General features: G+C 68.4%; 23 protein-coding genes and 1 tRNA gene. 14 read left to right on the top strand and 10 right to left on the bottom strand.

Annotation, left to right across the window (positions count from 1 at the left end):
- Positions 1-2 precede the first annotated feature (2 nt).
- Together ald and truB are read right to left on the bottom strand one after the other, a co-directional pair.
- Positions 3-1,112: an alanine dehydrogenase gene (ald, locus tag WKI94_RS06005; protein ID WP_337844864.1), complete on the bottom strand. Its 1,110-nt coding sequence runs from the start codon at positions 1,110-1,112 to the stop codon at positions 3-5.
- 1 nt (position 1,113) lies between these two features.
- Positions 1,114-2,052 carry a tRNA pseudouridine(55) synthase TruB gene (gene truB, locus WKI94_RS06000; RefSeq protein WP_337844863.1) on the bottom strand — a complete coding sequence of 313 codons (939 nt, stop codon included), beginning with the start codon at positions 2,050-2,052 and terminating at the stop codon, positions 1,114-1,116.
- A 46-nt stretch (positions 2,053-2,098) separates the two neighbouring features.
- On the opposite strand from truB, the gene WKI94_RS05995 reads away from it, so the two are divergent.
- The 6 genes from WKI94_RS05995 to WKI94_RS05970 all read left to right on the top strand — a co-directional run bounded on the left by WKI94_RS05995 (position 2,099) and on the right by WKI94_RS05970 (position 7,022).
- On the top strand, positions 2,099-2,887 hold the full coding sequence (locus WKI94_RS05995) for an enoyl-CoA hydratase/isomerase family protein (RefSeq protein ID WP_337844862.1): 789 nt from the start codon (positions 2,099-2,101) through the stop codon (positions 2,885-2,887).
- Positions 2,884-3,597 carry a pseudouridine synthase gene (locus tag WKI94_RS05990; protein ID WP_337844861.1) on the top strand — a complete coding sequence of 238 codons (714 nt, stop codon included), beginning with the start codon at positions 2,884-2,886 and terminating at the stop codon, positions 3,595-3,597. The genes WKI94_RS05995 and WKI94_RS05990 overlap by 4 nt, the downstream gene beginning before the upstream one ends.
- Positions 3,598-3,690: 93 nt before the next feature.
- Complete coding sequence (hpt, locus tag WKI94_RS05985; protein WP_337844860.1) at positions 3,691-4,236, top strand: hypoxanthine phosphoribosyltransferase; 546 nt, start codon at positions 3,691-3,693, stop codon at positions 4,234-4,236.
- Positions 4,233-4,901: a queuosine precursor transporter gene (locus tag WKI94_RS05980; RefSeq protein ID WP_337844859.1), complete on the top strand. Its 669-nt coding sequence runs from the start codon at positions 4,233-4,235 to the stop codon at positions 4,899-4,901. The genes hpt and WKI94_RS05980 overlap by 4 nt, the downstream gene beginning before the upstream one ends.
- The gene (locus tag WKI94_RS05975; protein ID WP_337844858.1) at positions 4,898-5,785 is read left to right on the top strand and encodes an aldo/keto reductase; all 888 of its coding nucleotides are present in this window, start codon (positions 4,898-4,900) and stop codon (positions 5,783-5,785) included. The genes WKI94_RS05980 and WKI94_RS05975 overlap by 4 nt, the downstream gene beginning before the upstream one ends.
- Positions 5,786-5,795: 10 nt before the next feature.
- A complete protein-coding gene (locus WKI94_RS05970; RefSeq protein WP_337844857.1) occupies positions 5,796-7,022 on the top strand; it encodes an adenylosuccinate synthase in 1,227 nt (408 codons plus the stop codon).
- 90 nt (positions 7,023-7,112) lie between these two features.
- On the opposite strand, the gene WKI94_RS05965 is transcribed toward WKI94_RS05970, so the two are convergent.
- Together WKI94_RS05965 and WKI94_RS05960 are read right to left on the bottom strand one after the other, a co-directional pair.
- A complete protein-coding gene (locus tag WKI94_RS05965) occupies positions 7,113-7,493 on the bottom strand; it encodes a secondary thiamine-phosphate synthase enzyme YjbQ (RefSeq protein WP_337844856.1) in 381 nt (126 codons plus the stop codon).
- On the bottom strand, positions 7,490-8,281 hold the full coding sequence (locus WKI94_RS05960) for a class I SAM-dependent methyltransferase (protein ID WP_337844855.1): 792 nt from the start codon (positions 8,279-8,281) through the stop codon (positions 7,490-7,492). Before WKI94_RS05960 ends, WKI94_RS05965 begins: the two co-directional genes overlap by 4 nt.
- Before the next feature lie 34 nt (positions 8,282-8,315).
- Here WKI94_RS05960 and WKI94_RS05955 point away from each other — a divergent pair, with 34 nt between their 5' ends.
- From WKI94_RS05955 to WKI94_RS05945, 3 genes are read left to right on the top strand one after another with little or no spacing between them, the layout of a single operon-like run.
- Positions 8,316-9,362: a glucose-1-phosphate thymidylyltransferase gene (locus WKI94_RS05955; RefSeq protein ID WP_337844854.1), complete on the top strand. Its 1,047-nt coding sequence runs from the start codon at positions 8,316-8,318 to the stop codon at positions 9,360-9,362.
- On the top strand, positions 9,362-10,246 hold the full coding sequence (locus WKI94_RS05950; RefSeq protein ID WP_337844853.1) for a biotin--[acetyl-CoA-carboxylase] ligase: 885 nt from the start codon (positions 9,362-9,364) through the stop codon (positions 10,244-10,246). Before WKI94_RS05955 ends, WKI94_RS05950 begins: the two co-directional genes overlap by 1 nt.
- A gap of 45 nt (positions 10,247-10,291) precedes the next feature.
- Positions 10,292-10,714 carry a DUF2203 domain-containing protein gene (locus WKI94_RS05945; protein ID WP_337844852.1) on the top strand — a complete coding sequence of 141 codons (423 nt, stop codon included), beginning with the start codon at positions 10,292-10,294 and terminating at the stop codon, positions 10,712-10,714.
- Here WKI94_RS05945 and WKI94_RS05940 read toward each other — a convergent pair.
- A complete protein-coding gene (locus tag WKI94_RS05940; protein ID WP_337844851.1) occupies positions 10,659-11,057 on the bottom strand; it encodes a metallopeptidase family protein in 399 nt (132 codons plus the stop codon). The two genes, WKI94_RS05945 and WKI94_RS05940, sit on opposite strands and share 56 nt — an antisense overlap.
- Positions 11,054-11,464 (bottom strand): 23S rRNA (pseudouridine(1915)-N(3))-methyltransferase RlmH, encoded by a 411-nt coding sequence (locus WKI94_RS05935; RefSeq protein WP_337844850.1) that lies wholly within the window; start codon positions 11,462-11,464, stop codon positions 11,054-11,056. The genes WKI94_RS05940 and WKI94_RS05935 overlap by 4 nt, the downstream gene beginning before the upstream one ends.
- A 136-nt stretch (positions 11,465-11,600) precedes the next feature.
- Between WKI94_RS05935 and WKI94_RS05930 the strand changes: the two genes are divergently transcribed.
- From WKI94_RS05930 to lpdA, 4 genes are read left to right on the top strand one after another with little or no spacing between them, the layout of a single operon-like run.
- Positions 11,601-12,704 carry a thiamine pyrophosphate-dependent dehydrogenase E1 component subunit alpha gene (locus WKI94_RS05930; protein ID WP_337844849.1) on the top strand — a complete coding sequence of 368 codons (1,104 nt, stop codon included), beginning with the start codon at positions 11,601-11,603 and terminating at the stop codon, positions 12,702-12,704.
- A complete protein-coding gene (locus tag WKI94_RS05925) occupies positions 12,704-13,678 on the top strand; it encodes an alpha-ketoacid dehydrogenase subunit beta (protein WP_337844848.1) in 975 nt (324 codons plus the stop codon). The genes WKI94_RS05930 and WKI94_RS05925 overlap by 1 nt, the downstream gene beginning before the upstream one ends.
- A 30-nt stretch (positions 13,679-13,708) precedes the next feature.
- Positions 13,709-15,055, top strand: a complete 1,347-nt coding sequence (locus WKI94_RS05920; protein ID WP_337844847.1) for a dihydrolipoamide acetyltransferase family protein — start codon at positions 13,709-13,711, stop codon at positions 15,053-15,055.
- 16 nt (positions 15,056-15,071) lie between these two features.
- Positions 15,072-16,457: a dihydrolipoyl dehydrogenase gene (gene lpdA / locus WKI94_RS05915; RefSeq protein WP_337844846.1), complete on the top strand. Its 1,386-nt coding sequence runs from the start codon at positions 15,072-15,074 to the stop codon at positions 16,455-16,457.
- A 4-nt stretch (positions 16,458-16,461) separates the two neighbouring features.
- Here lpdA and WKI94_RS05910 read toward each other — a convergent pair whose 3' ends face one another.
- Genes WKI94_RS05910 through lipB form a run of 4 tightly spaced genes read right to left on the bottom strand, consistent with a single transcriptional unit; the run spans position 16,462 to position 19,296 of the window.
- On the bottom strand, positions 16,462-17,331 hold the full coding sequence (locus tag WKI94_RS05910) for an NAD(P)-dependent oxidoreductase (RefSeq protein ID WP_337844845.1): 870 nt from the start codon (positions 17,329-17,331) through the stop codon (positions 16,462-16,464).
- 9 nt (positions 17,332-17,340) lie between these two features.
- Positions 17,341-17,688, bottom strand: coding sequence for a DUF3054 family protein (locus WKI94_RS05905; protein WP_337844844.1), 348 nt, complete (start codon positions 17,686-17,688; stop codon positions 17,341-17,343).
- A complete protein-coding gene (gene lipA, locus WKI94_RS05900) occupies positions 17,685-18,656 on the bottom strand; it encodes a lipoyl synthase (RefSeq protein ID WP_337844843.1) in 972 nt (323 codons plus the stop codon). The genes WKI94_RS05905 and lipA overlap by 4 nt, the downstream gene beginning before the upstream one ends.
- Positions 18,640-19,296 (bottom strand): lipoyl(octanoyl) transferase LipB, encoded by a 657-nt coding sequence (gene lipB / locus WKI94_RS05895; RefSeq protein WP_337844873.1) that lies wholly within the window; start codon positions 19,294-19,296, stop codon positions 18,640-18,642. The genes lipA and lipB overlap by 17 nt, the downstream gene beginning before the upstream one ends.
- An 83-nt stretch (positions 19,297-19,379) precedes the next feature.
- On the opposite strand from lipB, the gene WKI94_RS05890 reads away from it, so the two are divergent.
- Positions 19,380-19,454 (top strand) — tRNA-Thr (locus WKI94_RS05890).
- Positions 19,455-20,095 lie beyond the last annotated feature (641 nt).

Below are 20,095 nucleotides of genomic sequence, written 5' to 3'. Positions count from 1 at the left end.
GGTTACCCCTTTAAGGCCTCCTCCGGGGGCGTGTAGGAGAGGCCGAAGGCCTCGGCCACCCCGGGGTGGGTGAGGCGGCCCTCATGGGTGTTGAGCCCCTTGAGGAGGGCCGGATCTTCCCTTAGCGCGTCTAGGCCTTTCTCGGCCAGCTTCAGGAGGTAGGGCAGGGTCTGGTTGGTGAGGGCGAAGGTGCTGGTCCTGGGCACCGCCCCCGGCATGTTGGCCACCCCGTAGTGGACCACCCCGTCCACCACGTAGGTGGGCTCCGCGTGGGTGGTGGGGCGGATGGTCTCCACGCACCCCCCCTGGTCCACGGCCACGTCCACGATCACCGCCCCCTCCTTCATGAGGGGGAGCATCTCCCGGGTGACCAGCTTGGGGGCCTTGGCCCCGGGAACCAGCACCGCCCCGATGAGGAGGTCCGCATGCTGGACGCTCTTCTTGATGTTGGCCTCCGTGGCGGTGAGGGTCACCACCCGGCCCCCGAAGATGTCGTCCAGGTACTGCAGGCGCTTGTGGTTCACGTCCAGGATGGTCACCTGGGCCCCCATCCCCAGGGCGATCTTGGCGGCGTTGGTGCCCACGGTGCCACCCCCCAGGATGACCACGCTGGCTGGGGCCACCCCGGGCACGCCCCCGAGGAGGACCCCCCGGCCCCCCTTGGGCTTCTCCAAAAACTCCGCCCCCACCTGGGGGGCCATGCGGCCCGCCACCTCGCTCATGGGGATGAGGAGGGGAAGGGAGCCATCGGGAAGCTGAACGGTTTCGTAGGCGATGCCCGTGACCCCGCTTTCCAGCATGGCCCGGGTGAGGGCCTCGTCCGCGGCCAGGTGCAGGTAGGTGAAGAGGATAAGCCCCCTTCTCAGGAAGCGGTACTCCTCGGGAAGGGGTTCTTTCACCTTCACCACCAGCTCCGCGCCCCAGGCCTCGTCCCGGTTCACCAGGTGGGCCCCGGCCCGCTCGTACTCCGCGTCGGATAGGCCCGAGCCCCCCCCCGCGCCCCGCTCCACCAAGACGGTGTGGCCGCGCCGCACCAGGCTCTCCACGCCGCCCGGGGTCAGGGCCACCCGGTTCTCCAGGGTCTTGATCTCCTTGGGTACACCGATCACCATGCTAGGCCTCCTTTACGAACACCCGTTTGATCTTGAGCTTGAAGCCGTCGCCCTCCGCGATGGCGAGAAGCCGCCTGCGGGAGTCTACCAGGGTCACGTAGCCCAGGGCAGGGATGGGGAGGGGGATGCCCTCCAAAACCCTTCGCGCCTCGGTGTGGGAAAGCTCCACCACGGGAAAGGGGAGAACGTCCAGCTCGGGGATGGCCTTGTCCGGGGTGAGATCGGAAAGGGCCACCGCCCGCTCCAGGCCGATCTTGCCGATGCGGGTGCGCACTAGCCCCGAGAGGAAGGCCTTGGTCTTTAGCATCTCCCCCAGGTCCCGGGCGAAGGCCCGCACGTAGGTTCCAGGCCCCACCACAAGCCGGACCACCGCGGTGGGGTAGGGCCCCAAGGGCCTCGGCAGGGCCACCTTCCTCCCCCCCTTTTCCGCAAGCCGCCACCCCTGGGCGGAAGGGGCGATGGGATGGGGGGTGGGGAGGGGGTCAAAGGCCAGAAGCTCCACCTCCAGGTAGCGCACCGGCCTCGGCCCAAGCTCCAAGGGCTTGCCTTCCCGGGCGGCCTCGTAGGCCCTTTTCCCCCCCACCTTGATGGCGGAGTAGAGGGGGGGTGTCTGCTCCTTCATCTCCAGGAAGCGGGGGAGGGCGGCCTCGAGGTCCTTGCGGTCAAAGCGCACCGGGGCTTCCTCGCTTACCGGGCCTTCCGCGTCCAGGGTGGGGGTGGTGGCCCCGAAGGAGACCCAGGCCAGGTACTCCTTCTCCTCCCCCGAGAGGAAGGGGACCAGCTTGGTGCTCTCGTCGGAGACCAAAAGGAGGAGGCCCGTGGCCAGGGGGTCCAGGGTGCCCGTGTGCCCTACCCGCCTCGTGCCCAGGCGCCGCCTCGCCTCCTCCACGGCGTCGTGAGAGGTGAGGTGGAGGGGCTTATCCACCGCGTAAAGGGCCATGCCTTAGGGATTCTATCACCCAAGGAAAGGGGGGTAAGATCGCCCTATGGACCTGGCGGCTCGCTACCCGAGCCTGGGCTTTTCCTGGCCTAGGCCTGGGGTTTTGGAGATCGCTTTCCGCGGGGAGAAGCTCAACGCCCTTTCCCCGGAGGCCCACCGGGCCCTGGCCCGGGTGTGGAGGGACCTGGAGGGGGTGGAGGGCCTGCGGGCGGTCCTCCTTAGGGGGGAGGGCGGGGTCTTCTCCGCCGGGGGGTCCTTCGCCCTCATTGAGGAGATGCGCGCCTCGAGGGAGGCCCTCCAGAGGGTCTTCTGGGAGGCCAGGGACCTGGTCCTAGGGCCCTTGGACTTTCCTTACCCGGTGGTGGCCGCGGTGGAGGGGGTGGCGGTGGGGGCGGGGCTCGCCCTGGCCCTCGCCGCGGACATCGCCGTGGTGGGGAAGGGGGCAAGGCTTCTGGACGGGCATCTGCGCCTTGGGGTGGCCGCGGGGGACCACGCGGTCCTCCTCTGGCCCCTTCTCGTGGGCCTGGCCAAGGCCAAGTACCACCTTTTCCTGAACGAGCCCCTCACTGGGGAGGAGGCGGAGCGGCTTGGCCTGGTGGCCCTGGCGGTGGAGGACGATGAGGTCTACGAGAAGGCCCTGGAGGTGGCGGAGAGGCTTGCGAAGGGCCCCAAGGAGGCCCTCCGCCACACCAAGCACGCCCTAAACGGCTGGCTTCGGGCCTTCCTGCCCCAGTTTGAGGTCTCCCTGGCCCTGGAGTTTTTGGGCTTCTCCGGTGAGGAGGTGGAGGAGGGCCTAAAGGCCCTCAAGGAAAAGCGCCCGCCCCGCTTCCCATGAGGCTCCAAGCCTACCTGGCCCGGGCAGGGATAGGAAGCCGCAGGAAGGCGGAGGATCTCATCCGCCAGGGCCGGGTGCGGGTGAACGGGACGGTGGCCCGGCTGGGCCAGGAGGTGGACCCGCAGGACCGGGTGGAGGTGGACGGGAAGCCGGTGGCCCTCCCCAGGCGGGTGGTCCTCGCCCTCCACAAGCCCAAGGGCTACACCACCACCCGCTCTGACCCCCACGCGGAGCGCACGGTCTACGACCTCCTCCCCAGGATCCCCGGCCTCCACCCTGTGGGGCGGCTGGACCGGGACTCGGAGGGGCTCCTCATCTTCACCAACGACGGCGAGCTCACCTTCCGCCTCACCCACCCCCGCCACGGGGTGCGGAAGGTCTACCGGGTCTGGACGGAAAGGGGTACCCTGCCCCAGGCGGTCTGCCGAAGGCTCCTTGAGGGGGTGGAGCTGGAGGATGGCCCGGCCCGAGCCCTCGCCTGCCGCCCGGCCCATGGGGGGGCGGTCTTGGTCTTGGCCGAGGGCCGCAAGCGGGAGGTGCGGCGGATGCTGAAGGCGGTGGGCTACCCCGTGCGGCGCCTGCTCAGGACCCAGGTGGGCCCCATCCGCTTGGGGGATCTTCCCCCGGGGCGTTGGCGCTTCCTCACGGAGGCCGAGCTTAGGGCTCTGGAGACGGGGGTGGGGTTGAGCACCCCGCCGAAGCGTTCCTAGGCAGGGGCCAGAAAAGGAGGGTTTGGCAGGCTTTTGGGGCTCCATAAGGCGCTTTCACCGCAAGGGCGTTTAGGGGAATGGGATTCGGGTAGTATGGGCGGGATGTTTGCTCCCGGGAACGGACCGGTGCAGATCAGCAAGGAGGCCATAGAGCGGCGGGTGGCGGAGCTTGGGGCGGAGATCGCCCGGGACTACCAGGGCAAGACCCCCCATCTAATCTGCGTTTTGAACGGGGCCTTTATCTTCATGGCCGACCTGGTGCGGGCCATCCCCCTGCCCCTTACCCTGGATTTCATCTCCATCAGCTCCTACGGCAACGCCTTCAAGACCAGTGGGGAGGTGGAGCTCGTGAAAGACCTCCGCCTCCCCATCCACGGGCGGGACGTGATCGTGGTGGAGGACATCGTGGACACCGGCCTCACCCTCTCCTATCTCCTCGCCTACCTCGAGGCCCGCAAGCCCGCCTCCATCCGGGTGGCCGCCCTTCTCTCCAAGCCTGCCCGGCGCCAGGTGGAGGTGCCCGTGCACTACCTAGGCTTTGAGATTGAGGACGCCTACGTCTACGGCTACGGTCTGGACCGGGCCCAGTTTGACCGCAACCTGCCCTTCATCACCTCCATTTCCCCGGAGGAAGAATGAGGTACCTGGACCTGATCGCCGTCCTCTTCGCCGCGGTGCTCCTCGTCTCCAACGTGGCCTCCACCAAGCTGGTGGTCTTGGGCCCCTTCACCTTTGACGGGGGCACCCTCCTCTTCCCCTTGGCCTACATCTTTGGGGACGTGCTCACCGAGGTCTACGGCTACCGAAGAAGCCGCAGAGTCATCTGGATGGGCTTCTTTGCCCTCCTCCTTGCCACCCTCACCTTCCAGGTGGTGGCCACCCTCCCTGCTCCGCAGGATGAGGAGAGCCGGCGCTTCGCCCAGGCCTTTGGCCTCCTCCTCGGCCTCACCCCGAGGATCGTCCTGGGAAGCCTGCTCGCCTACTTCATGGGGGAGTTCGCCAACGCTTACGTCCTGGCCCGGCTCAAGGTGCGCACCGAGGGGCGCCACTTCTGGCTTAGGGCTCTCCTCTCCACCCTGGTGGGCCAGGGGCTGGACACGGCGGTCTTCCTCCTGGTGGCCTTCTTGGGGGTTTTCCCCCCGGAGGTCCTCCTTTTGGTCTTCCTCTCCAACTACGCCTTCAAGGTGGGGGTGGAGGTGGTCATGCTCCCCCTCACCTACGGGGTGGTGGGCTTCCTGAAGCGCGCCGAGGGCCTGGACGTCTACGACCGGGACACGGACTTTAACCCCTTCCGCCTAGGATGAACCCCCTCTTTTCCCACCGCATGGGCGTGGGCACCTGGGCCTGGGGGGACCGGCTCTTTTGGGGCTACGGCCGGGGGTACGGGGAAGGGGCGCTGGAGGGGGCTTTTAGGGCTAGCCTCGAGGCCGGGGTGCGCCTCTTTGACACCGCGGAGTTCTACGGCTTTGGCCTTTCCGAGCGCCTCCTGGGCCGCTTCATGGCCAAGGCGGGCGCCAGGCCCTACCTGGTCACCAAGTTTTTCCCCTACCCCTGGCGCCTAAGCCGGCGGAGCCTCCTAGAAGCCCTAAAGGGGAGCTTGGGCCGGCTTGGGGTGGAGGCGGTGGACCTCTACCTCCTCCACTGGCCCTGGCCCCCGGTGCCCCTAAGGGTCTGGGCCGAGGCCCTGGCCGAGGCCTACGAGCGGGGCCTGGCCCGGGGAGTGGGGGTCTGCAACGCCACCCTGGCCCAGGTTGCGGAGGTAAAGGGGGTTTTGGACCGCCACGGGGTGCCCCTCCTGGCCCTGCAGGTGGAGTATAGCCTCCTCAAGCGAGACTGGGAGCCTCACCTTCAGGCGCTTCGCCGGGAGGGCATCGCCCTCATGGCCTATAGCCCCCTGGCCATGGGCTGGCTCACGGGGAAGCTGGACCCCAAAGCCCCCCCGCCCGGTTACCGGGGGGCCAAGTACCGCCCTCTTCTCGGGAAGGTGGAGCGCCTCCTCCCGGTTCTCAAGGCCCTGGCGGAGGCCAAGGGGACGAGCCCCGCCGCCATCGCCCTCCGCTACCTCGTGGAGAAGGGGGCCCTTCCCATCCCCGGGGCCAAGAACGAGGCCCAGGCCCGCATGAACGCCGAGGCCCTGCGCATCGCCCTCCTCCCGGAGGAGGTGGCCCTTTTGCAAGGGGCGGCGTAAGCTTAAGGGGATGCCGGGGATCGCCATCATCGGGGCGCAGTGGGGGGATGAGGGCAAGGGCAAGGTGGTGGACGCCCTGGCCCCAGAGGCGGACTACGTGGTGCGCTACCAAGGGGGGGCCAACGCGGGCCACACCGTGGTGGCCGAGGGGCGGGTGTTCAAGCTCAACCTCCTCCCCTCGGGGGTCATCCACCCCCACGCGGTGAACGTCTTGGGGGACGGGATGGTCATAGACCCCTTCCGCTTCCAGGAGGAGCTTCTGGCCCTGGAGAAGGAGGGCTTCCGCCCGAAGGTCTTGGTCTCTGAGCGGGCCCACCTGGTCCTTCCCCACCACAAGCATGTGGAAAGCCGCCACAACTTCGTGGGCACCACGGGGCGGGGGATCGGCCCCGCCTACTCCGACCGGGCCCGGCGGGTGGGGATCCGCGCGGGGGACCTCCTGGACGAAGGCGTTTTGAAGGAACGGGTGCGCCGCCTCCTTTTTGAAAAGCCCAACTCCACCCGCGAGGCGGGCTGGACCTCGGAGGAAAAGGCCCTGGAGGACCTCCATCGCATGCGGGAAATCCTGGCCCCTTACGTGGCCGACACCGGGGCCCTCCTACGGGAGGCGGTGCGCAAAGGGAAAAAGATCCTCTTTGAGGGGGCCCAGGCCACCCTTCTGGACCTGAACTACGGCACCTACCCCTATGTGACCAGCTCCCACCCCACGGTGGGGGGCATCCTGGTGGGGGCGGGGGTCAACCACAAGGCCATCACCAAGGTCTACGGGGTGGCCAAGGCCTACACCACCCGCGTGGGGGAGGGGCCCTTCCCCACGGAGATCGGGGGAGCCTTGGCCCACCACCTCCGGGAGAAGGGGGGGGAGTACGGCACCACCACCGGCCGGCCCCGCCGGGTGGGCTGGCTGGACCTGGTGGCCCTGAAGTACGCCTGCGAGGTGAACGGCTTTGACGGACTGGCCCTCACCAAGCTGGACGTCCTCTCCGGGTTGGAGAGGGTGCAGGTGGCCGTGGAGTACTTGGATGGGAGCCGCCCCGGGGAGGCCCTGCCGGAGGCGGTGCGCTACCTTGAGCTAGAGGGCTGGGGGGACCTTTCCGGGGTGAGGCGGCGGGAAGACCTCCCGAAAAGCCTGCAGACCTACCTGGAACTCATTGAGGAGCACACCGGGGTGCCTGTGGTCCTCTTCTCCACAAGCCCCAAGCGGGAGGACACCTTTGGGGCGGTGAGCTGGGTTTAAGTACCCCGCCCCAGACGGGGGCCCCCAAAAGGCACCCCAGCGGATCCTTTGCTCGGGGCCCCCGCCAAAGCGGAGGCTTTGGCGGGGTGGTTAGAGGGGCTTCACCCAGACCTCCCGCCTCCTCGGCCCGTCAAACTCCGCCAGGAAGACCTGCTGCCAGCGCCCAAGCTTAAGCCTTCCCCCCTCGGCGAGGAGGAGGAGGCTCGTCCCGGTGAGGAGGCTTTTCAGGTGGGCGTGGGTGTTCCCCTCGGCGTGCCGGTCCTTGGGGTGAACCTTGGGGGCCAGCTCCTCCAGGCGCCTTAGGAGGTCGTGGGCCACGTCGGGGTCCGCCCCTTCCTGGAGGAGGAGGCCGCAGGTGGTGTGGGGGGCGAAGAGGTAGACCAGGCCCGTGTGCCCGCCTAGGGCCTCCTCAACATTCCTCGTGATGTTCACGAAGCCTTCCTTTGGGGTTTCTACCTGGATGGTTTTCATCCGAGCCGGGTGATCCTTAGGTGGAAGCTCTTTTCCACGGGGAAGGGCCGGTCCAGGTCGCCGAAGGCGGCCTCGGCCCAGGCCCAAAGCTGGGCCATGGCCCGCTCGTGGGCTTCCTGGGGCACCCTCTGGGTGAAGGAATAGAGCCTTTCTTGAAGGGCCTCGAGGCTCTCCCTGGGGGTCCTCTCCTCCCGCCAAAAGGCCACCTGGCGGGTCTTGGGCTTAAGGCCGAGGCGCTTTAGGGCCCCTTCCACCTCCTGTAGCCTCCTCTGGTGGAGCCCCCGCTCCACGGGGAAGCCCTCCGCCTCCACCAAGGCCCGCCACCGTTCCTGCAGGGCCCACTCCTCCTCCGAGGCCACCCGGTCCCAGCCTTCCAGGAGAACCCCCCCGGGCTTCAGGACCCTTAGGGCCTCCGCCAGGGCCCTGGGCCAGTCGGGGAGGAGGTGCCAAAGGTGCACCACCACCACCGCGTGGACGCTCTCGTCCGGCAGGGGCACCCTCCTCGCGTCTGCCTCCAGGACCTGGACCTTGCGCATGACCCCCGCGGCCTTCTGGCGGAAGACCTCCAGCATGGCGGGGTCGTGGTCCAGGGCGATGTACCGGTACCCCCGGGCGATGAGGGGTAGGGCGATGCGCCCCGTGCCCACCCCAAGCTCCAGGAAAACCACCTCTTCCCCCCGAGTCTGGAGGGCGCTCGCCATGGCCGTGGCGATCTGCCCCGCCACCTCCGGGGGGTGGGCCCTCAGGCGGTCGTACGCGTAGGCCACCCGGGTCAAGGTGTACCCCATGCCCCCTCTCATTCTACCGGGTATACTCTTCCCCATGAAGGGTCTCATCCTGGCCGCGGGCCGGGGCACCCGCCTCCGGCCCCTCACCCACACCCGGCCCAAGCCCGTGATCCGGGTGGCGGGGCGGCCCATCATCCACTACGCGGTGGAAAACCTCCTCCAGGCGGGGGTGGAGGAGATTGGGGTGGTGGTCTCCCCGGAGACGGAGAAGGACCTGAGGCTCGCCCTCGAGGCCTACCCCGTGCGCTACATCCTCCAGGAGGAGCCCCAGGGCCTGGCCCACGCGGTGGGGGTGGCCCGGGACTTCCTGGGGCAAAGCCCTTTCGTCCTCTACCTAGGGGACAACCTCTTCCAAAGGGGCATCCGCCCTTACCTGGAGGCCTTCTCCAAAGGCGTGGGCGCGGTCATCGCCCTGGTGCGGGTGGAAAACCCCCGCCAGTTCGGGGTGGCAGTCTTGGAGGGCGAGCGCATCCTCCGCCTGGTGGAGAAGCCCCAGGAACCCCCTTCGGACCTAGCGGTGGCGGGGGTCTACGTCTTCACCCCGGAGATCCTGGAGATCATCCAGAGCCTCCGGCCCTCGGCCCGGGGGGAGTACGAGATCACCGACGCCATCCAGGGCCTCATTGAGAGGGGACGGAGGCTGGTGGGGGTGGAGGTCCAGGGCTGGTGGAAGGACACGGGCCGCCCCGAGGACCTCCTGGACGCCAACCGCCTGCTCCTAGAGGAGCTTGCCCCCCAGCTGGACGGGGTGGTGGAGGAAAGCCACCTCACGGGCCGGGTGGTGGTGGAACGGGGGGCAAGGGTGGTGGGAAGCCGGATCATCGGCCCGGCCTATATCGGCGAGGGGGCGGTGGTGGAGGGGGCTTACATAGGCCCCTTCACCTCCTTGGGCCCCGGGGCGCGGGTGGTGCGGGCAGAGGTGGAGTACGCCATCCTGGAGGACCAGGCCGTCCTGGAGGACACCTCCCTTCGCCTCCAAGAGAGCATCCTGGGGGTGGGGGCCCAGGTGAGGGGCCGGAACGGCCTCCCCCGGGCCCACCGCCTGGTCCTTGGGGACCTTTCCCAGGTGGAACTGGCCTGATGCCCCTTTTGGACCTTTTGCAAGAGGACTTCCAAAGCGGCGAGGCCTTGGCCCGCCTGCTTGGGGTGAGCCGGGCCGCGGTGCAGAAGGAGGCCCGCCGCCTCCAGGGGGAGGGCTACCCGGTGGAGGTGGGGCGGAAGGGGTACCGCATCCGCCCCGGCACCCCCCTGCCCCACCTCTTCCGCCCCCAGGGGCGGCTTGGCCGCCCCTACCGCTACCTGGGCCGGGTGGGGAGCACCCAGGATGTCCTCAAGGCCTGGGCGGAGGAGGGGGCACCGGAAGGGGCCCTGGTCTTAGCGGAGGTGCAAGAAAGGGGCCGGGGCCGGAGGGGAAGGCCCTGGCAAAGCCGCCTTGGGGATAGCCTCACCTTCTCCCTCCTCTTAAGGCCAAGCCTTCCCCTAAGCGCCATGGGCCTCCTCCCCCTCCTTGCGGGCCTCGCCCTATGGGAGGCGGTGGGGGTGGGGGGGCTCAAGTGGCCTAACGACCTCCTGGCCCCAGATGGCCGCAAACTGGCCGGGGTCCTCCTGGAGGCCAAGGTGGAGGGGGAGGAGGTGGCCTACGCCCTCCTCGGCGTGGGGGTGAACGTGGGTTGGGCTCCGGAAGGGGCGGCGGCCCTTGCCCAGTACGGGGCCTTTTCCCGGCGGGCGGTTCTGGAGGCCTTCCTCCTCCGCCTGGAGGCCCTCCTTCCCCTCTTGGAAGACCCCCCTTCCCTCCTCGCCCGCTACCGGGAGGCCTCCTACACCCTGGGCCGGAGGGTGTGGGTGGAGACCCCCAAGGGCTCCGTGGAGGGGGTGGCGGAGGAGGTCCTCCCCGATGGGAGCCTAGTAGTGGGGGGGGTGCGGGTGGCCGCGGGGGAAGTGGCCCTCCTGCCCACCATTGAGTAAGCCACGCTCACATTTTCCCAACTTCCATGCTATATTGGGAGCAGGATGTTCGCCCGCATCTTCACCAAGGAAGAGGCCGACGCCCTTCTCCCCGAGCTCCAGCGGGTCCTGGCCCAGATGCGGGAGGCCAAGCGGGACCTTAAGGACCTCCAGGCCCGCCTCCCCGAGGCCCGGGGCCTCGAGCGCCGGAGGCTGGAGGAAGAGGCCCGCTTCCTCCTGGGGGCCCTGGAGGCGGACGCCCGCTACCTAGCCTCCCTAGGGGTTTTCCTAAAGGACCTGGACCAGGGCCTCGTGGACTTCCCGGCCCGGGTGGGGGGAGAGGTGGTCTTCCTCTGTTGGCAGGAGGGGGAGCCTGAGGTGGCCCACTACCACCCCCTTTCCGGGGGTTTCAAGGACCGGCGCCCCTTGGGGGCTAGCGCCCTCCTTCCCCAGGAGGCCCGCCCCGGCGAAAGGCGGCCAGGCGCCTGAGGTCCTCCTCCACCAGGTCCCTCCGGCCCGCCAGGGACTCCAGGTGGTGCCTGAGCTCGTGGAGGAGGGTCTCCCAGACCTCCCCTTCCCAGTCAAACCCCTCGTCCGCCACCGCCAAGAAGGAGCCGTAGTAGAGGGCGATGTGCCGCCCAAGCCCTTCAAAGCCCCCTAGGGCGCTGGGGGGCCCGGGGTCCAGGTACTCCCCAAGCCACCACACCCCGGGGAGGCCGGGCTCGGGCTTGGCCTCAGGGAGGACGTGAACCCCTTGGAGCCCCTCTTTGAAGGCCTCGGGGATCTCCGCCCAAAGCCTTTCCACCAGCTTTTGGAACCCCAGGTAGGTCATCGGTGGTAAGGGTAGCCCGCCCTTAGGGTGAGAAGGCGGTAAAGCTGCTCCAGGAGGACCAAAAGGGCCAGCTCGTGCTGGAGGGTGAGGGGGGAGAGGGCGAGGAGGAGGTCCGCTCCCTTCCTGACCTCCTCGGGGTGTCCCTCCGCGCCCCCTACGAGGAAGGCCACCTTCCTCCCCTCCCACCCCTGGAAGAGCCGGTAAAGCCCCTCCGTGGTGACAAGCTTCCCCCTCTCGTCCAGGACCACCTTGAGGTGGCCCTCCGCCCGGGGCAGGAGTTCCCCGGCTTCCCGCACAAAGAGGAGCTCCAGGGGCGCGTACCGCCCGATGCGGCCCGCGTACTCCTCTATCCCCAGCCGGGCGTACGCCAGGCGGGGCTTCCCCACCGCCACCACCCGCAGGCGCACGCCTCCATGCTAAGCCCGAGGCGGTATACTCGGGGCGAAGGGAAAGTGGGACCCAACCCCCATCCCGAAAGAGCCCAAGGCCCTTACCCAGGGCAGGCTCCATGGGCGCCAAAAGCGCCCGCAAGAAGGAGGGCGTATGGTTAAGGACACCCACCGATTCCAGCCCTTCACCCCCGAGCCCATAAGGCTCATGGGGGAGAAAGGGGAGTGGCTAGGGGACTTCCCCTTGGACCTGGACGAGGCGGTCCTCCGCCGCATGTACCGGGACATGCTGGCCGCCCGCATGCTGGACGAGCGCTACACCATCCTCATCCGCACGGGCAAGACCAGCTTTGTGGCCCCTGCGGCGGGACACGAGGCCGCCCAGGTGGCCATCGCCCACGCGGTGAGGCGGGGGTTTGACTGGATCTTCCCCTACTACCGCGACCACGGCCTGGCCTTGGCCCTAGGCATCCCCCCCCGGGAGCTTTTCGGCCAGATGCTGGCCACCAAGGCCGACCCAAACCGGGGCCGGCAGATGCCCGAGCACCCCGGCTCCAAGGCCCTCCACTACTTCACCGTGGCGAGCCCCATCGCCTCCCACGTCCCCCCGGCCGCGGGGGCGGCCATCAGCATGAAGCTCCTCGGGACGGGGCAGGTGGCGGTCTGCACCTTTGGGGACGGAGCCACCAGCGAGGGGGACTGGTACGCTGGTATCAACTTCGCCGCCGTCCAGGGGGCCCCTGCGGTCTTCGTTGCTGAGAACAACTTCTACGCCATCAGCGTGGACTACCGCCGCCAGACCCATAGCCCCACCATCGCCGACAAGGCCCACGCCTTCGGCATCCCCGGCTACCTGGTGGACGGGATGGACATCCTCGCCAGCTACTACGTGGTGAAGGAGGCGGTGGAAAACGCCCGGCTTGGCAAGGGGCCCAGCCTGGTGGAGCTTCGGGTCTACCGCTACGGGCCCCACTCCTCTGCGGACAACGACAGCCGCTACCGCCCCAAGGAGGAGGTGGAGGCTTGGCGGCGCAAAGACCCCATCCCCCGCTTCCAGCGCTTCCTCGAGGCCCGGGGCCTCTGGACCTTGGAGTGGGAGGAGGACCTTAAGGAGGAGATCCGGAAGGAGCTGGAGAAGGGCCCGAAGGAGGCGGAGGAGGCCGGGGAGGTGCCCCCTGAGTGGATGTTTGAGGACGTCTTCGCGGAGATGCCCTGGCACCTGGCCAAGCAGAAGGCCCTTTTGGAGGAGGAGCTCTGATGGCCCTCATGACCATGGTGCAGGCCCTGAACCGGGCCCTGGACGAGGAGATGGCCCAGGACCCCCGGGTGGTGGTCCTGGGGGAGGATGTGGGCAAAAGGGGCGGGGTCTTCCTGGTCACGGAGGGGCTTCTCCAGAAGTACGGCCCCGACCGGGTCATGGACACCCCCCTTTCCGAGGCGGCCATCGTGGGGGCCGCTTTGGGCATGGCGGCCCACGGCCTCAGGCCCGTGGCCGAGATCCAGTTCGCGGACTACATCTTCCCCGGCTTTGACCAGCTGGTGAGCCAGGTGGCCAAGCTCCGCTACCGCTCCGGGGGGCAGTTCACCGCCCCTTTGGTGGTGCGCATGCCCTCTGGGGGCGGGGTCAAGGGGGGGCACCACCACTCCCAAAGCCCCGAGGCCCACTTCGTCCACACCGCGGGGCTTAAGGTGGTGGCCGTCTCCACCCCCTACGACGCCAAGGGGCTCCTGAAGGCCGCCATCCGCGACGAGGATCCGGTGGTCTTCCTCGAGCCCAAGCGCCTCTACCGGGCGGTGAAGGAGGAGGTGCCGGAGGAGGACTACACCCTCCCCCTGGGCAAGGCCGCCTTAAGGCGGGAGGGGAAGGACCTCACCTTGATCGGCTACGGCGCGGTGATGCCCGAGGTCTTGAAGGCCGCGGAGGAGCTAGAGGGGGTGGGGGTTTCCGCGGAGGTCCTGGACCTGAGGAGCCTCATGCCCTGGGACTACGAGGCGGTGATGGCCTCCGTGGCCAAGACCGGGCGGGTGGTCCTGGTCTCCGACGCCCCCCGCCACGCCAGCTTCATCAGCGAGGTGGCGGCCACCATCGCCGAGGACATCCTGGACATGCTCCTTGCGCCCCCCATTCGGGTGGCGGGGTTTGACACCCCCTACCCTTACGCCCAGGACAAGCTCTATATGCCCACGGTGACCCGCATCCTGAACGCGGCCAAGCGGGCCCTGGACTACTAGGCCCTTGCCGGACGAGAAGAGGTGAAGCCCATGCCCAAGGAAATCCTGATGCCCGAGCTGGCCGAGAGCGTGGTGGAGGGCGAGATCGTGAAGTGGCTGGTGGAGGAGGGGGCCTACCTCAAGAAGGACCAGCCCTTTGTGGAGGTCATGACCGACAAGGTCACGGTGGAGCTACCCTCCCCCTACGAGGGGGTCTTGCTGAAGAAGCTGGCCAAGGAGGGGGAAGTGGTGAAGGTCCACGCCCCCATCGCCCTCATCGCCGAGCCCCACGAGGCCCAGGCTGGGGTCCCCCTCCAGGCGGAGGAGGAGCGCTCCATCGTGGAGCCCGGCCTGCCCCCCAAGGACGAGGGGGAGGCCCTCTCCCTCTTCAAGCCCGACACCCGGGAGGTGGCGGTGAAGAACCCCTTTCTGGAGAAGGAGGGGGCTAAGGCGGAGCCCCGGTCGGGCCGGGTCCTCGCGGTGCCCGCGGCCCGTAAGCTGGCCCGGGAGCTCGGCATCCCCATAGAGGAGGTCCCGGGCTCGGGGCCTTTGGGCCGGGTGCGGGTGGAGGACGTGCGGGCCTATGCGGAAAAGAGGGTTCAGGCGGCCGCCCCGGCGCAGGAGGAGGCCCCTTCCGCCCCTCCCGCCCTCTTCCCGCCCCCGCCCCGCTACGTTCCCCCGAAGGGCTACGAGGCCCTGGAGGAGCGGGTGCCCCTTAGGGGGGTGAGGCGGAGCATCGCCCAGGGGCTTTGGCAAAGCCACCTCTACACCGTGCGCACCCTCAACGTGGACGAGGCCGACTTCACGGCCCTGGTGGCCCTTAGGGAGCGGCTTAAGCCGGAGGCCGAGCGCCAAGGGGTGAAGCTCACCTACCTGCCCTTCATCTTCAAGGCCGTGGTCCGGGCCCTGAAGAAGTACCCCATGCTAAACGCCAGCCTGGACGAGGAGCGGGGGGAGATCGTCTACAAGAAGTACTACCACCTGGGCATGGCCGTGGCCACGGAGCGAGGCCTCCTCGTGCCCGTGGTCCGGGACGTGGACCGGAAGAGCCTTTTGGAGCTCGCCCAGGAGATCGCCCTCCTTTCGGAAAAGGCCCGGGAGGGTCGCCTGGGCCCGGAGGAGGTCTCGGGTTCCACCTTCACCGTGACCAACATCGGCTCCGTGGGGGCCCTCATGAGCTTCCCCATCATCCACACCCCGGACGCGGCCATCCTGGGGGTCCACTCCATTAGGAAGCGCCCCTGGGTCCTGGAGGACGGGTCCATTGGGGTGCGGGACATCATGCTCCTTTCCCTGTCCTTTGACCACCGGCTGGTGGACGGGGCCGAGGCGGCCCTCTTCACCCGGGAGGTGATCCGGCTTCTGGAAAACCCCGACCTCCTCCTCCTGGAGGCCTGAAGACTAGGAGAACGGTATGGAGACCTACGACCTGATCGTGATCGGCACCGGCCCCGGAGGGTACCACGCGGCCATCCGGGGGGCGCAGCTTGGGCTTAGGGTGTTGGCGGTGGAGGCGGGGCCTGTGGGGGGGGTGTGCCTCAACGTGGGGTGCATTCCCACCAAGGCCCTCCTCCACGCCACGGAGGTCCTGCACGCCCTTAGGGCAGGGGAGGCCTTTGGCCTAAAGGCCAAGCCGGAGCTGGACCTAAAAGGCCTTGGGGCCTGGCGGGACAGCGTGGTGCGCAAGCTCACCGGGGGGGTGGGGACCCTCCTTAAGGGGAACAAGGTGGCCCTGGTCCAGGGCTTCGCCCGGCTCGTGGGCCCCAAGGCCATAGAGGTGGAGGGGAAGCGCTACGAGGCCCAAAACCTCATCCTGGCCACGGGGAGCGAGCCCGCTGCCCTTCCCGGCTTTCCCTTTGGGGAGGACGTGTGGGACTCCACCCGGGCCCTTCGGGTGGAGGAAGGGGTGCCCTCGAGGCTTCTCGTCATCGGAGGCGGGGCGGTGGGCCTCGAGCTCGGCCAGATCTACCACCGCCTGGGAAGCCAGGTGACCCTCATCGAGTACATGCCGGAGATCCTTCCCCATGAGGACCGGGAGACCGCGGGCCTCCTCCGGCGGGCCCTGGTGAAGGAGGGCCTCACCATCAAGACCAGCACCAAGGCCGTGGGCTACGAGAAGAAGGGGGATGGCCTCCACGTGCGCCTCGAGCCCGCGGAGGGGGGAGAGGGCGAGGAGATCGTGGTGGACAAGATCCTGGTGGCCGTGGGCCGGAGGCCCCGCACGGAGGGCTTGGGCCTCGAGGCCTTCGGCATCGCCCGGGATCCCAAGGGCTTTATCCGGGTGAACGACCGCCTGGAGACCAGCGTGCCTGGGGTCTACGCCATCGGGGACGCCGCCCGCCCCCCCCTCCTCGCCCACAAGGCCATGAAGGAGGGCCTCATCGCCGCGGAGAACGCCGCCGGGCGGAACGCGGCCTTTGACTACCAGATCCCCAGCGTGGTCTATACCGATCCCGAGTGGGCCTCCGTGGGCCTCACGGAGGAGGAGGCCAGGAGGGCGGGTTACCGGGTCAAGGTGGGCAAGTTCCCCCTTTCCGCCTCCGGCCGGGCCCTCACCCTGGGGAAGACGGAGGGCCTCCTTAAGGTGGTGGGGGACGAGGAAAAGGACCTTCTCCTCGGGGTGCACATCCTGGGCCCCGCGGCCAGCGACCTCATCGCCGAGGCCGCCTTGGCCCTGGAGATGGGGGCCACGGTCACCGACCTGGCCCTTACCGTCCACCCCCACCCCACCCTCTCCGAAGCCCTTATGGAGGCGGCGGAGGCCTTCCACAAGCAGGCCATCCACATTGTGAATCGCTAGGGTTTTAGCGGATCTCCGCCCCCGCCCAGGCCTCGAGGACCTTTAAGGCCTCCACGTGGTCCGCCTCGCCCCCCAGGTCCCGCTTGGCCATCTCGTAAAGCTCCCGGGCGAGGCGGAGGAGGGGGCTTGGGGCCTTCTCCCCATCCAGGACCCCCATGGCGATGCCCAGGTCCTTCACCAAAAGGCCCAGGGCGAAGGTCTTGGGGAAGGCACGGGTCAGGACCCTTTCCGGGATGAGGTTCTCCGTGGCGTTGGAACGCCCCGAGGAGGCGTTGATGACCTCCAGGGCCCTCTCCGCAGAAACCCCCTGCTTGACAAGTGCCACCAATCCCTCCCCCGCCGCCCAGAGGTTCACCGCCAGGAGGGCGTTGTTGATGGCCTTCACCGCATGCCCCGCCCCCACAGGGCCCACGTGGACCACCTTCCCCGCGTAGGCCAGGTAGGGCCGCACCGCCTCCACCGCCTCCTCCGGCCCCCCCATCATCACCGTGAGGGTGCCCCGCTCCGCCCCCACCGTCCCCCCGGAGACGGGGGCGTCCAGGTAGACCACGCCCTGCTCCAAGAGGCGCGCCGCTAGCCTCCGGCTTCCCTCGGGCTCGCCGCTCGTGGCGTCCACAAAGAAGGTGCCGGGCCGGAGGTGGGGAAGGAGCTTTTCCGCCACCTCCGCCACCTCCTTGGTGGTGGGGAGGCAGGTGAAGATCACCCGGGCCTCGGCCACCTCCTCCAGGGGGACGGCCTTGGAGCCGAACTCCGCCTGGTGCCTTAAGGCCTTCTCAAAGGTGCGGTTCCAGACCAGGGTGGGGAAGCGCCGGGCCAGATGGGCCGCCATGGGGTAGCCCATGGCCCCAAGACCGAGGAAGGCCACCTTGTCCATAAGGGGGTTTTACCACAGCCTGAGGGCCTTGGCCAGGCCCCGAAGGAGGAGGAGGAAGAGGAGGCTGAAGCCCATGGCCACCCCCAGGAAGACGAAAAACCCGGGGCCAAAGCTCCCCCCTAAGGCCATCTCCCTAAGCCATAGCCCCGCAGGGAAGGCGAGGAGCCAAGCGAGGAGGAGGTTCCACCAAGAGGGCCGCCGGTAGGTGCCGAGGAAGGGGGCGAGGAGGAGCCAGACGAAAAGGACCGGGAGGAGGTTCCGGGTGAGGCCGGGAAGGTCTATGGGCCTCCCGTGGGCGAGTAGCCCCACCCCGGCGAAGAGGAGGAGGGCGAAGAGGTCCAGGAGGAAAAGCCTCACCGCGCCCTGGCCTCCAGGAAGACCCGGTCCGCCCGGTAGGAGCTCCGCACCAAGGGCCCGGCGAAGACCTCGCGGAAGCCGAGCCCGTACCCCCAGGCCTCGTACCGCTTGAACTCCTCCGGGGTCACGTACCGCTCCACGGGAAGGTGGGCGGGGGTGGGCCTCAGGTACTGCCCCAAGGTGAGGATGTCCACCCCCGCGGCCCGCAGGTCCTTCATGGCCTCCAGGATCTCCTCGTCCCTTTCCCCCAGGCCCAGGAGGAGGCTGCTTTTGGTGAGGACCCCGGGGCGGTAACGCTTGGCGTGGGCCAGGACCCTTAGGGACTGCTCGTAGCCCGCCCGGGGGTCCCGCACCTTGCGGGTGAGGCGGCGCACGGTCTCCAGGTTCTGGGCGTAAACCTCAGGCCCCGCGTCCAGCACGGTCTCCACCGCCCTTAGGTCCCCCTGGAAGTCCGGGGTCAAGGCTTCCACCAGGACCCCGGGGGCCCTTTCCTTGATGGCCCGGATGGTCTTGGCGAAGTGGCCCGCGCCTCCGTCCTCGAGGTCGTCCCGGTCCACGCTGGTGAGGACCACGTAGTTCACCCCGAGCCGGGCGATGGCCTCGGCCACCCTTAAGGGCTCCTCCAGGTCCAGCCACCCCTTGGGGTTCCCCGTGTCCACCGCGCAGAACTTGCAGGCCCGGGTGCAGACGCTCCCCAAGATCATCACCGTGAGGGTGCCGTGGTTCCAGCACTCCCCGATGTTGGGGCACATGGCCTCTTGGCAGACGGTGTGGAGCTTAAGCTCCCCCACCATGGTCCTAAGGGCCTGGTAGCGCTCCCCCGCGGGCAGGGGGGCCTTGATCCAGGGGGGCTTCCTTCGGTCCACGGGTTCGGGCCGGGCCTGGGCCAGGCCGTTCTTCACCACCTTGAGCTCAATGCGTTCCCCGTTTGGGCTTAGGAGTTCTAGGGTCTCAAACTTGGGCGGCACGCCCCCTCACCTCCGGTTCCCAGCCGAACACCTGGGCGAAGGCCTGGACCACCCGGTCCTTGGCCTCCTCCATGGGCACCTTTTTCCCAAGAAGCTTCTCCAAGGAGGTCACCCCCTTGCCCTTGAGCCCACAGGGGATGATGACGCTGAAATCGTTCAGATCGGTGTTCACGTTGAGGGCGAAACCGTGGAAGCTCACCCCCTCCTTCACCGCCACCCCGATGGCGCAGAGCTTGTCCTCCCCCACCCAGACCCCCGCGTACCCCGGGGTGGGGTAGGCGGAAAGGCCGTAGGATGCGGCCACCTTTACGATGGCCTCCTCGATTTGGCGCAGGAAGCGCCGCACCTCCCGCCCCACGGAGAAGATGGGGTAGCCCACCAGTTGCCCAGGGCCGTGGTAGGTCACGTCCCCGCCCCGCTCCACCCAGTAGAGCTCAAAGCCGTTTTCCCGGTACCAGCTTTCCGGGAAAAGGAGGTTCTCCCCCGTGGCCTTCCGCCCCAGGGTGACCACCCGGGGGTGCTCCAGGAGGAGGAGAGTGGGGGGGCGGCGCCCCTCCTTCACCTCCCGGTGGACCTCCTTTTGGTAAGCCCAGGCTTCCTGGTAGGGCACGAGGCCCAGGTCCTCCACCCAGAACTTCACAAGCCTTAGCATACCCCTAAGGCCTGGGCCCGTGGGGGGCCGGTTGCACAAAGGGGCGGCCTGGTTTACACTCCTAAGGGCGGGCCGGTGTAGCTCAGCGGTAGAGCAACCGCCTCGTAAGCGGTAGGCCGCCGGTTCAAATCCGGCCACCGGCTCCAAGGCAAAACTCCCCGCCTTGGTAGCAAGGCGGGGATTGCCTTTACAGCCTGACGGTGAGCCCCGCCTTGGGGGTGCCCGAAGGCGGGGTACCGGGAGAGCCCCATGACCCGAAACACCCTCATCGGCCTTCTGGCCTTAAGGGGGATCGCCTTTTACTTCGCCTTCCGGTCCCCCAGATCCCCCCAAGGTCCCTCTGGCCCATCCCCCCTTGCCCCAAAGGGGGAGGAGGCCTCCCCCTGCCGGGCTCGGGTGGCCGTTCGGGGGCGGAGGTGGTCTTGACCTATGCGGGGGAGGCTTCCCAGGTGTAGGCGGAGTGGCCTGGGGGCCGTTACCAGGCTCCCACGAAGGACGCCTGCACCGGTACGCTTTGCCGGATGGTCCTTTCCAGGCCGGGGCTTTCCGAGGTTCGGGTGGGCTTGGACGCCTGTCCGGGTACAGACCTTCCTTAGACCTGGGGCCTTGGGTCCAACGGGGTTTTCCCCTTGTCCTGGAGGGAGCGGGCCGTACCCCAAGGCGCTAAGCGCCCGGGCATAGAAAAATCCCCATGGGACTTGGGGGAAAGGCCTGTCGGGCCCTTTTTCTGGGGTCCCCGCCTAGGAAAGCTTCGGGGGCACTTAGGTCGTAGGATGGGGGGCGTGGA

It is taken from the genome of Thermus sp. (genome assembly GCF_037444525.1).
Classification (GTDB): domain Bacteria; phylum Deinococcota; class Deinococci; order Deinococcales; family Thermaceae; genus Thermus.
The sequence above is the reverse complement of the archived record's forward strand: the minus strand, read 5'-3'. Positions and strand labels throughout refer to the sequence as shown.